12 protein-coding genes are annotated in these 10,566 nt (G+C 62.0%); 8 read left to right on the top strand and 4 right to left on the bottom strand.

Features of this window, described 5'->3' with window-relative positions; all coding sequences use genetic code 11:
• The 4 genes from EN939_RS08915 to phoB form a co-directional block, all read left to right on the top strand.
• The coding region (locus EN939_RS08915) for an ABC transporter permease subunit (RefSeq protein ID WP_127267722.1) at positions 1–378 on the top strand (378 nt) is incomplete at its 5' end.
• Positions 379–395: 17 nt separating this feature from the next.
• Positions 396–1,220: a phosphate ABC transporter ATP-binding protein PstB gene (gene pstB, locus EN939_RS08910; RefSeq protein WP_127267721.1), complete on the top strand. Its 825-nt coding sequence runs from the start codon at positions 396–398 to the stop codon at positions 1,218–1,220.
• Positions 1,221–1,246: 26 nt separating this feature from the next.
• Positions 1,247–1,954, top strand: coding sequence for a phosphate signaling complex protein PhoU (gene phoU, locus EN939_RS08905; protein ID WP_127267720.1), 708 nt, complete (start codon positions 1,247–1,249; stop codon positions 1,952–1,954).
• Between the two features lie 16 nt (positions 1,955–1,970).
• Complete coding sequence (gene phoB / locus EN939_RS08900; protein WP_010911896.1) at positions 1,971–2,660, top strand: phosphate regulon transcriptional regulator PhoB; 690 nt, start codon at positions 1,971–1,973, stop codon at positions 2,658–2,660.
• A gap of 16 nt (positions 2,661–2,676) precedes the next feature.
• Here the strand turns inward: phoB and EN939_RS08895 are convergent, their stop codons facing one another.
• Positions 2,677–3,924, bottom strand: a complete 1,248-nt coding sequence (locus EN939_RS08895) for an ROK family protein (protein WP_127267719.1) — start codon at positions 3,922–3,924, stop codon at positions 2,677–2,679.
• A 270-nt stretch (positions 3,925–4,194) separates the two neighbouring features.
• On the opposite strand from EN939_RS08895, the gene xylF reads away from it, so the two are divergent.
• The 4 genes from xylF to EN939_RS08875 all read left to right on the top strand — a co-directional run bounded on the left by xylF (position 4,195) and on the right by EN939_RS08875 (position 9,298).
• Positions 4,195–5,235, top strand: a complete 1,041-nt coding sequence (gene xylF / locus EN939_RS08890; RefSeq protein WP_013529274.1) for a D-xylose ABC transporter substrate-binding protein — start codon at positions 4,195–4,197, stop codon at positions 5,233–5,235.
• 142 nt (positions 5,236–5,377) lie between these two features.
• The gene (locus EN939_RS08885) at positions 5,378–6,730 is read left to right on the top strand and encodes a sugar ABC transporter permease (RefSeq protein WP_127267718.1); all 1,353 of its coding nucleotides are present in this window, start codon (positions 5,378–5,380) and stop codon (positions 6,728–6,730) included.
• Between the two features lie 11 nt (positions 6,731–6,741).
• Positions 6,742–7,542, top strand: coding sequence for an ATP-binding cassette domain-containing protein (locus EN939_RS08880; RefSeq protein WP_127267717.1), 801 nt, complete (start codon positions 6,742–6,744; stop codon positions 7,540–7,542).
• A gap of 127 nt (positions 7,543–7,669) precedes the next feature.
• Complete coding sequence (locus EN939_RS08875; RefSeq protein ID WP_127267716.1) at positions 7,670–9,298, top strand: CHASE domain-containing protein; 1,629 nt, start codon at positions 7,670–7,672, stop codon at positions 9,296–9,298.
• A 96-nt stretch (positions 9,299–9,394) separates the two neighbouring features.
• Here EN939_RS08875 and EN939_RS08870 read toward each other — a convergent pair whose 3' ends face one another.
• The 3 genes from EN939_RS08870 to EN939_RS38965 all read right to left on the bottom strand — a co-directional run bounded on the left by EN939_RS08870 (position 9,395) and on the right by EN939_RS38965 (position 10,480).
• Positions 9,395–9,640 (bottom strand): YMGG-like glycine zipper-containing protein, encoded by a 246-nt coding sequence (locus EN939_RS08870; protein WP_023810994.1) that lies wholly within the window; start codon positions 9,638–9,640, stop codon positions 9,395–9,397.
• Between the two features lie 83 nt (positions 9,641–9,723).
• Positions 9,724–10,050 carry a hypothetical protein gene (locus tag EN939_RS08865; RefSeq protein WP_127267715.1) on the bottom strand — a complete coding sequence of 109 codons (327 nt, stop codon included), beginning with the start codon at positions 10,048–10,050 and terminating at the stop codon, positions 9,724–9,726.
• A 115-nt stretch (positions 10,051–10,165) separates the two neighbouring features.
• Positions 10,166–10,480: a hypothetical protein gene (locus EN939_RS38965; RefSeq protein WP_236383520.1), complete on the bottom strand. Its 315-nt coding sequence runs from the start codon at positions 10,478–10,480 to the stop codon at positions 10,166–10,168.
• Positions 10,481–10,566 lie beyond the last annotated feature (86 nt).

The following is a 10,566-nucleotide window of genomic DNA, read 5'->3' as shown; positions in this document are numbered from 1 at the left end:
GCACTTGCCGCGGTGCCGCCGTCGATCCGCTCGGCGGCTCTCGGTCTTGGCGCCTCCAAGATGCAGATGGTGTTCCAGCACATCCTGCCGCTTGCCGCACCCGGCATCCTCACCGGCACCATCATCGGTCTAGCGCGTGCGCTCGGTGAAACCGCGCCCCTGCTGCTAATCGGCATGGTCGCCTTCGTCGCCGATCCACCGACGACGCCTTTCGATCCGGCCACTGCGCTGCCGGTGCAGATCTATATGTGGGCGAACGAGGCCGAACGCGCCTTCGTCGAGCGCATGTCGGGCGCGATCATCATCCTGCTCGTCTTCCTCATGGCCATGAACATCACCGCGATCGTGCTTCGGCGTCGGTTCGAGCGGCGCTGGTAGAAAAAAGGCATTTTGGTATGAACATCATGACCGAACAGTCCCTTGAAAATGCAGTGGGCGATAAGATGAACGCCAAGTCGAACGAAGTGATCAAAATGCGTGGCGACAAGGTCGGCGTGTTCTATGGCGAGAAGCAGGCGCTGTTCGATGTCAATCTCGACGTCCGCCTGAATCAGGTGACGGCGCTGATCGGCCCCTCCGGCTGCGGCAAGTCGACCTTCCTGCGTTGCCTCAACCGCATGAACGACACCATCGATTCCGCGCGGGTAACCGGCAAGATAACGCTCGACGAAGAAGACATCTACGACAAGAACATCGATGTCGTCGAACTCAGGGCGCGCGTCGGCATGGTGTTTCAGAAACCCAATCCGTTCCCCAAGTCGATCTACGAGAACGTCGCCTATGGCCCGCGCATCCACGGATTGGCCAAGCGCAAGGCCGACATGGATCAGATCGTCGAGTCGAGCTTGAAGAAGGCGGCGATCTGGAACGAGGTGAAGGACCGTTTGCAGGAACCTGGCACGGGTCTTTCCGGTGGCCAGCAACAGCGTCTGTGCATTGCACGCGCCATCGCCGTGTCACCCGAGGTGATCCTGATGGACGAACCGTGTTCGGCGCTCGACCCGATCGCCACTGCTCGCGTCGAGGAACTGATCGACGAACTGCGCCAGAACTATACGATCGTCATCGTCACCCATTCGATGCAGCAGGCAGCGCGCGTGTCGCAGCGCACCGCGATGTTCCATCTAGGCTATCTGGTCGAGGAGGGCGCCACCGACAAGATGTTCACCACCCCCGACGACAAACGCACCCAGGACTACATCACCGGCCGGTTCGGCTGAGCTCAGGCATATGAGGGACGAAGATCATGGGTGAACATACCGTTGCATCTTTCGATGAGGATCTGGAGCAGATCAGCCAGCTGATCCGCGACATGGGCGATCTCGCCCGCTCGATGGTCAGTGGCTCGACCAAGGCTTTGCTCAATTCGGACAATGCGCTGGCGCAGCGCGTGGTTTCCGACGATGCGATCATGGATGCCCGCCAGCGCGAGCTGGACGATCGCGCCATCACGCTGATCGCCAAGCGCCAGCCAATGGCCAACGATCTGCGTGCGGTGGTCGGTTCGATCCGCATGGCCGGCGACCTCGAGCGCATCGGCGACCTTGCCAAGAACATCGCCAAGCGCGTCGGCACTGTCGGGCTGAGCGTCACGCCGCACGATCTTTCGCATTCGATCGACGCGATGGCGCAGCTGGTGCTGATCCAGGTGCAGGGGGTCGTCGACGAGTATGCCGCCGCTGACGCGGCAGCGCTTGCCACGCTCAGAAACAATGATGAACGCATCGACGTCAAATACACCTCGGTGTTCCGCGAGCTGCTGACCTACATGATGGAAGATCCCCGCAACATCACGGCGTGCACGCACCTGTTGTTTTGCGCCAAGAACCTCGAGCGGATCGGCGACCACGTGACCAACATCGCCGAAAATGCCTACTATGTTTTGACCGGCACGCAGCTGCCAGCCAATCGTCCGAAGCAGGACGAGACGGCAATGTCCGCGCCAGCGGCATAACAAGGGTGACCAGCCGATGATCGCACCACGCATCATGGTGGTGGAGGATGAGGAGCCGCTAGGCGTGCTGCTCCGCTACAATCTTGAATCCGAAGGTTACCAGGTCGAGGTGGTGACGCGCGGCGATGAGGCCGAAATCCGGCTGCAGGAGAACGTTCCCGATCTTCTGGTGCTCGACTGGATGGTGCCTGCGGTTTCGGGCATCGAACTCTGCCGGCGCCTGCGAATGCGTCCCGAGACCGAGCGGCTGCCGATCATCATGCTGACCGCGCGAGGCGAGGAAAGCGACCGCGTGCGCGGCCTGTCGACCGGCGCCGACGACTATCTGGTCAAGCCCTTCTCGACGCCGGAGTTCATGGCCAGGGTCAAGGCGCTGCTGCGCCGGGCCAAGCCGGAAGTGCTGTCCAGCGTGCTAAAGGTCGGCGATATCGTGCTCGATCGCGAGTCGCACCGTGTCTATCGCAAGAAGAGCGAGATCCGGCTTGGGCCGACGGAATTCCGCCTGCTCGAATTCATGATGCGCCATCCAGGCCGCGTGTTCTCGCGCAGCCAGCTGCTCGACAATGTCTGGGGCGAGACGATCTACATCGACGAGCGCACGGTCGACGTGCATGTCGGCCGGCTGCGCAAGGCGGTCAACAATGGCCGTATGCCTGATGTCATCCGCACGATCCGTGGGGCCGGATACGCCATCCGAGAGGACTGAACTCCCTCGTTTGAACTCACGCCACGTTCTTGCCGCCGAAACCGGATCTCGCCTGCACGCCCGGCGCAAAAATCTCCTGATCGACGAAGATCAGCGCCCGCATGGCGCAGCCTTCGCGGATCAGCGGCAGTTCGTTCGGCTCGGTGTCGAAGGAAATCGATTTGGAATGCTGGCCGCCGGCGGTCTGGGCAATCGCTTGCCGCAATGCCGGCTCGATCAGGTCGAAGGCGGCGGCGCTGACACCGACCATGGCGACCGGCGCCGGATCGATCAGCGCGAACAGGCTGCCGAGGCCGTAGCCGAGCGCTTCGCCGGCCTTGCGATAGGCTTCCCGTTCGGGTCCGTCACCTTCGCGGGCCGCGGCAGCCAGGGCGCGCATGTCGGCGTCGCTGACATCGGCGACGGGTTCTGCATCCTCGCCCATCTGCCTGGCGTTGCGCCAGATGGCGTAATTGCCCGCATAGGCTTCGACGCAGCCGCGCCGTCCGCAGCGACATAGCGCGCCGTTCGGCCGATGGATCATGTGGCCGAATTCGCCGCCCGAAGAATGGGTGCCGGTGAACAATTCGCCCTTCAGCACCAGTCCCATGCCGATGCCGTGCGACAAAAGGATAGCGATGAAATCGTCGCGGTAACGATCGGGGTCGCGCCAGCGCAGCGCCACCGCCATCATGTTGCAGTCGTTCTCCATTATGGCAGGGATGCCGAACTCGTCTTCGAATATGTCAGCGAAGGCGATGTCGGTGTGCGGCGTGATCGGCGACCACAGCATGGCGCGGGCACGGGTGTCGGTGATGCCCTGGATGGCCAGCGCGATGCGGGCGATGCTGCGCACGTCCAGGTCGGGATCTGCCAGGCGGCGCCGCACGATGGCCGTGCATTCCCCGATCAGCGACTCGCGCGACATCGTCAGCGTGTCCAGCCGGCGCTGTTCCTCGGATATCACCTGGCCGGCATAGTCGATGACGGCGACGGAGAGGAAGTTCAGCGACAGCACCACGGTCATTACCGCGGCCGCTTCCGGATTGAGACTGAGGCCGACCTGCGGCCGGCCGCGTTTGAGCGAGCCGGCCTCGCTCGGCTTGCTTTCGGTCAGGATGCCTTCGACGATCAGGTCGGATGAAATCGCCGAGATGGTCGAATGGCTGAGGCTTGTGGTCGCGGCGATCTCGGTTCGTGACGGCTGTCCGGCGCGGCGCACTGCCGCGATCACCATGGCGCGGTTGCGGCGGCGCAGATCGTCGTGGCGGATTCCGACCGACATGTTCTTTCATATCCTCCCGGTCGCCGCGGTTCCTCCTGCCCCTGGAACGCTGTCGGTGACGCCGGTAAATACTGGCAGAAGCTGCATGCCGTGTCATTTATTTATTCCGAGACTCGAAAAAAACTCGAAATGACATCAAAATCCATCAGAATCGATGTTGACAGCGTTCGGGCGTTGGCCCAGTATTTTTTCGAGGCTCGAAAAAATAGAGCCTCTGTGCCGGCCCTCGGGTCAGTTTGGTCGCGCCATACGCGGCGCAGGGAGGATAATATGAAAAGATTCACGGCCGCCATCCTGGCGGGTGCCGCCATGTCGCTGACGCTCGCGTCTGTCGCGCAGGCGAAGGACAAGGTTGTCGGCGTTTCGTGGTCCAACTTCCAGGAAGAACGCTGGAAGACCGACGAGGCCGCCATGAAGACGGCGATCGAGGCCGCCGGCGACAAGTACATCTCCGCCGATGCGCAGTCCAATCCCGGCAAGCAGCTTACCGATGTCGAAAGCCTGATCTCGCAGGGCGCTAATTCCCTGATCATCCTGGCGCAGGACGCTTCGGCCATCGGCCCGGCCGTGCAGAAGGCGCTGGACGAAGGCATTCCGGTCGTCGGCTATGACCGGCTGATCGAGAACAAGGACGTCTTCTATCTGACCTTCGACAACAAGGAAGTCGGCCGCATGCAGGCCCGCGAAGTGTTCAAGGTCAAGCCGGAAGGCAACTACGTCTTCATCAAGGGCTCCGGTGCCGATCCCAATGCCGACTTCCTGTTCTCGGGCTCGATGGAAGTGCTCAAGGAAGCCATCGACAGCGGCAAGATCAAGAATGTCGGCGAAGCCTACACGGATGGCTGGCTGCCCGCCAACGCCCAGAAGAACATGGAGCAGTTCCTGACCGCCAACGACAACAAGGTCGACGCGGTGGTCGCGGCCAATGACGGCACTGCCGGTGGCGTCGTCGCGGCGCTGACGGCTCAAGGCTTGGCCGGCACCGTGCCGGTCTCGGGTCAGGACGGCGACCACGCCGCGCTGAACCGCATCGCCCTCGGCACGCAAACCGTGTCGGTGTGGAAGGACGCGCGGGAGCTCGGCAAGAATGCCGCCGAGATCGCCTCGCAACTGGCCGACGGCAAGAAGACGAGCGACATCGCCGGCGCCAAGGACTTCACGACGCCGGGCGGCAACACCGTCAAGTCGCTGTTCCTGACCCCGGTTGCCATCACCAAGGACAATCTCAACGTCGTCATCGACGCCGGCTGGATCAAGAAGGACGAAGTCTGCGCGGGTGTCGCCGCCGGCACCGTGGCGGCCTGCAACTGATCCGTACCACTTTGCAATATCTGAACGCCGCGGCCCAAAAGCCGCGGCGTTTTCTCAAAGAATTCTGTTTCCGCATCATGCGGATAGCTTCTAGGCTGGGCTCCGGCATGCGCGTCAGACGGCCAGCCGGTGGGAGGAAACCATGACCGATACGACGTCAAACCCGCAGACCGATACGGCGCGCGCGTCGGAACTCGGCGCCGTCGCCCGGTTCCTGAAGGCGACCGAGATCGACACCCGCATGCTCGGCATGATCGGCGCGCTGCTGGTTATCTGGATTGGGCTGCATGTCATTTCCAGCCTGCGCCTTGGCGTCAATCCGCTCGATTTCGACAGCCGCACCTTTCTCACGCCGCGCAATCTGTGGAACCTGTCGGTGCAGACATCCGCGGTTGCCATCATGGCCTGCGGCATGGTGCTGGTCATCGTCATGCGCAACATCGACCTGTCGGTCGGTTCCGCCGAGGGCCTGATCGGCATGGTGATGGGATTTGCCCAGGTGCATTTCCTGGTGCGCTTTGTCGGGCTCGAACTCGGCAACCCGTGGATCTGGGTCCTGGCACTGGTCATCGGCCTGGCGCTCGGCCTGTTGATCGGCGCTTTTCAAGGCTTCGTCATCGCCTATCTCGAAGTGCCCGCCTTTATCGTGACGCTGGGCGGCCTGCTGGTCTGGCGCGGTGCCGCCTGGTGGGTCACTTCAGGCCAGACCGTGGCGCCGCTTAACGCCACTTTTCAGCTGATGGGCGGTGGGCCGGCGGGATCGATCGGCGCGACCTGGAGCTGGGTCGTTGGGATCGTCGCCTGCCTCGCCGTGGTGTTTGGGCTGTTCAACGGGCGGGTGCAGCGCAAGCGTTTCCGGTTTCCGCTACGTCCGATCTGGGCCGAGGCGCTGCTTGGAGTCGTCACCTGCGGCGCCATCATGGGTGCGGTCTGGCTCGCCAACTCCTACCCCTGGCCGATCGGCATCGTGAACAGATATGCGGCCGCCAACAACATCACCGTTCCCGAAGGCGGCCTGTTCATCGCCCACGGTATCGCGATACCGGTGCTGATGGCTGTCGCCGTCGGGCTGGTCATGACCTTCATCACCAACCGCACCCGTTTCGGCCGCTATGTGTTCGCCATCGGCGGCAATCCCGAGGCGGCCAATCTCGCCGGCATCAACACGCGATGGATCACCATGAAGGTGTTCATGATCATGGGCGTGCTGGCCACGATTGCCGCGGCGATCTCCTCGGCCCGGCAGAATTCGGCCACCAACGTGCTTGGAACGCTCGACGAACTGCTCGTCATTGCAGCCGCCGTGATCGGCGGCACGTCGCTTGCCGGCGGATCGGGAACGATCATCGGCGCCATGCTGGGCGCCCTGCTGATGCAGTCGCTGCAGTCCGGCATGGTGCTGCTCGGCGTCGACTCGCCGCTGCAGAGCATCGTCGTCGGGGCCGTACTGGTCATCGCCGTGTGGCTCGACACCGTCTATCGCAAGCGCGTCTAGGAGGGCATGCCATGAATGACAAGACTGCTCCTGCAGCCACCGCGCTGATCGACATGAGGAACATCTCGATCGCGTTTGGCGGCATCCGCGCCGTCGACGACGCCTCGATCGATCTTTTCCCCGGCGAGGTCGTGGCGCTGCTCGGCCACAATGGCGCCGGCAAGTCGACATTGATCAAGATCCTGTCCGGCGCCTACAAGCGCGATTCGGGCCAGATCTTCGTCAACGGCGAGGAGGCATCGATCTCCAATCCACGCGACGCCAAGAAATACGGCATCGAGACGATCTACCAGACGCTGGCGTTGGCCGACAATGTCGACGCCGCCGCCAATCTGTTCCTCGGCCGCGAGCTGATGACCGCCTGGGGTACGCTCGACGACGTTGCCATGGAGGCCGAGGCGCGCAAGGTGATGGGCCGGCTCAATCCCCGCTTCCAGCGCTTCAAGGAGCCGGTGATCAAGCTGTCGGGCGGCCAGCGGCAATCGGTGGCGATCGCGCGTGCGATCCTGTTCAACGCCCGCATCCTGATCATGGACGAGCCGACGGCGGCGCTTGGTCCGCAGGAAACGGCGCAGGTCGGCGAACTGGTCAAGCAGCTCAAGTCCGATGGCATCGGCATCTTCCTGATCAGCCACGACATCCACGATGTGTTCGAGCTTGCCGACCGGGTCTGCGTCATGAAGAACGGTCAGGTCGTTGGCACCGCCCGCACCACCGATGTCACCCAGGACGAGGTGCTGGGGATGATCATTCTTGGCAAATGCCCGCCGGGCGCCATTCCAGGACCGGGTGCGCTGAAGATCGCAGCCTGAGATCAAGCCAGCTCGCCGTTGCCGGACACGTGATATGCCAGCCGTAAGGATGGCTTGGCCGTGGCATTGTGTTGGCACGGCGACTTGCCCATAAAGGTCCGATATCGCTCAGGGACCGCACGATCCGTTGAAGAAGCTTTTCCCGATCATCGCCTTTATCGCCGTCGCACTAATCAGCATGGTGATGGCAGGTTTCGCCTATTTCGCCACACAGGAAGCCGCGCGCATCAAGTTCGAGGCGACTGCCGACGACGCGCTCAACCGGATCGAGAGCCGCATCGACCTGCATCTGTCGCTGCTGCGCTCGACGCAGGCCCTGTTCGACGCCCGCAATGGCGATATTTCTCGCAATGAGTTCAAGGCGTTCTTCAACGCGCTCGATGTCGACAAGAATTTCGCCGGCTTGCGCGGCATCGGTTTCCTCAGGCTGGCAAAGACGGGCGACAAGGCGACGGTCGAACGCGATATGCTGCACGATTATGGCGTCAGTCATCCAATCTACCCGGATACCACGCAACCCTGGCGTACCCCTATCGTGCTGTTCGAACCGCTGGATCCATCCAACCAAGCCGCCATCGGCTACGACATGTTCAGCGAACCGATGCGGCGTGTGGCGATCGAAAAGGCGATGTCCGACGACCAGCAGCACGCCAGCGGGTTGGTGCAACTGGGCCAGGACACGGGCGCCTCGCAGACGTTCACCGGCTTCTTCGTTTTCGTGCGGCTCAATGTCGAAACCGCTCCCGACGTCATCAATGCTTCGAGATCCTCGACATCAGGTTTTCTCTATGCGGCCTTCCGGGCTCGCGATCTGTTCCAGACCGCGCTCAGCCGGTCGCCGCTACTGCCGGTCAACACCGAAATCTATGACGGCGATGGTGCCGTGAGCGGCGACAATCTGCTGTTCCGGTCGGAGACGCCGCCGGCTTCGACTTTCGGGGACAGGCTGCTGGTCACCCGAAAGATCATCGTCGCCGGACGGCCATGGACTGTCCTGTTCCGGCCGACAAGCGCCTTCTCGCAGCCGTCGTCGCGCGCCATTCCGGTGATGCTGGGGCTATTCGGCCTGCTGTTGGCGGGCGCCATCGCGCTGGTGGCGCGATATCAGGAGCGGGCCTATGAGGCAGCGTCGCGGTTGCACGAAACCACGGAAAAGAGCCTGATCGAAAAAGACCTGATGCTGCAGGAGATGAAGCATCGCATCAAGAATTCGATCACCAGGGTGCTGGCGATCGCGCGCCAGACGGCATCGCGGGCTACCGACGTCAACGAGTTTTCCGCATCTTTCTCGGCCAGGCTGCAGGCGATGGCAGCGTCCCAGGACATGCTGACGCGCTCTCGCTGGCAGAAGGCCGATCTTGGCGATCTCTTGCGCATCGAACTCGGCCAGGTGTTCGGCAAGGAGTTGCCCGAGGGGCTGCTGTCAGGGCCGCAAGTGCTGCTTGACGAAACCACGACGCAAGCGCTCGGCCTGACCTTCCACGAACTGGCGACGAATGCGCTGAAATACGGCGAAGCCGGCAATTCCGTGGGGGCACTGAAAGTGGATTGGTCTCTGGAGGGGCGTGGGCGCGACAGGACGCTGGCCCTCAACTGGCGCGAAAACGGGCAGAAGAAACTCGAAGCTCCCGCCGAAACCGGCTTCGGCACCAAGCTGATCGATCTCAACGTGACGCGCGAATTACGCGGTACGATCAAGCGCGACTACCAGGCCAATGGGCTGAACGTGGAAATCAAAATTCCACTCGCCAATTGAGCGCGACCTTCTCCCGAAAAGGATCAAGCGTCCGGACATGAAAAATCCGAAGGCCAGCAGACCAGCCTCCGGATCGACGTTTCGATTATCGCCGAATTAGTTGCAGCGAGCCGTGTAGATCCGGCCGCGATGATCGCGATATTGGCAATAGCCGTTGCGCAGATTGCGCACCAGCAGGCCGGAACCGGCGCCAACGGCCGCGCCGATCAGCGCGCCCTTGCCGCCGCCGACCAAGCCGCCGACACCGGCGCCGATCAAGCCGCCGCCAACCACGTCCTGTTCGGTCGAGGTGCAGCCGCTGACGGCAACCACCGCAACCAGGGCAATAATCATCTTCCGCATAGAGTCACTCCTCACTTTTTGTCCTCACTTGGTAAAGCTCCAGCTGCCATTTAGCATGAAATGACGGCCTTTGCTGCTGCAATCTATTGTTGGTGAAGATAGTCTTTTTCTGGGCCTGCCGCGTTCGACGCCATTACCAGGCTGGAAATTGCCAATGAAGCGTCAAGCGTACCATCGGCGCGCACGTTCCAGACGATCTGATCATAGTCGTCTTCAAGCACCGGATCGACGGCAAGACATTTGGCGACGATGTGATCAGCCTGCCCTTGCACGTCGCCCAAGACGAATGGGCGCTCGGCCACACATTGCTCGGCGGTCGCGAAAATGCTGACGGGCACCTGGAGTTCACGGCAGTCGGCCATCGTGTTCGAGCAACCGATGACCAGCAGCAATGCAGCGATATGTTCCATGGCGGGAAAGTCCTCTCGCCATAGTAACGGTCTACATCAGCCAAAGTTCCTGGCGCGCTGGCAGGGAAATAAGACGGCGACAATTGATTCTGTCGCCGGCCGAAACGAGCTGGCCTCAATAGACCAGCTGGTACAGGGCGACCACCACGATCACCGCCACCAAGGCCAACGCAACAAGGCGCAAGGCTCCGTTGGGGACAGGGGCCAGCGGTGGCGCGGATGACTCGGAGTCCTCAAACTCGCCCATGGAAATCCGGGCGGCCTGCTCCAGTCTGTTCATATCGGCAACCGTCAAGGCATTCCCTCCCGCACCATGCTGCAAATCCTGCTGCGGAAATGTTCGGTGATGCAACAGGTTCCAGCGGTATCTGGGAAAAACAGCATCTGCTTTTATGGTGAACAGCTGGTTAAGAAAGCTCGGGTCGCTCAATCCGTCTCGAAATTGCCGTGTGGAACGACAAGGCGGTACTCGAGACGGCCAGCCGCGATTTCGAGCGTCGCCGTTCCGTTCAGTGA

This window comes from Mesorhizobium sp. M7A.F.Ca.CA.002.05.1.1, from assembly GCF_003998335.1.
In the GTDB taxonomy this organism is placed as follows: Bacteria; Pseudomonadota; Alphaproteobacteria; order Rhizobiales; family Rhizobiaceae; genus Mesorhizobium.
This window is presented reverse-complemented; position numbering and strand designations above follow the sequence as displayed.

Excerpts from the sequence above, each read along its gene's own strand:
- phoU (WP_127267720.1), top strand. The coding sequence starts at position 1,247 with ATGGGTGAACATACCGTTGCATCTTTCGATGAGGATCTGGAGCAGATC.
- EN939_RS08880 (WP_127267717.1), top strand. The coding sequence starts at position 6,742 with ATGAATGACAAGACTGCTCCTGCAGCCACCGCGCTGATCGACATGAGG.
- xylF (WP_013529274.1), top strand. The coding sequence starts at position 4,195 with ATGAAAAGATTCACGGCCGCCATCCTGGCGGGTGCCGCCATGTCGCTG.
- EN939_RS08865 (WP_127267715.1), bottom strand. The coding sequence starts at position 10,050 with ATGGAACATATCGCTGCATTGCTGCTGGTCATCGGTTGCTCGAACACG.
- phoB (WP_010911896.1), top strand. The coding sequence starts at position 1,971 with ATGATCGCACCACGCATCATGGTGGTGGAGGATGAGGAGCCGCTAGGC.
- EN939_RS08895 (WP_127267719.1), bottom strand. The coding sequence starts at position 3,924 with ATGTCGGTCGGAATCCGCCACGACGATCTGCGCCGCCGCAACCGCGCC.
- EN939_RS08870 (WP_023810994.1), bottom strand. The coding sequence starts at position 9,640 with ATGCGGAAGATGATTATTGCCCTGGTTGCGGTGGTTGCCGTCAGCGGC.
- pstB (WP_127267721.1), top strand. The coding sequence starts at position 396 with ATGAACATCATGACCGAACAGTCCCTTGAAAATGCAGTGGGCGATAAG.
- EN939_RS08885 (WP_127267718.1), top strand. The coding sequence starts at position 5,378 with ATGACCGATACGACGTCAAACCCGCAGACCGATACGGCGCGCGCGTCG.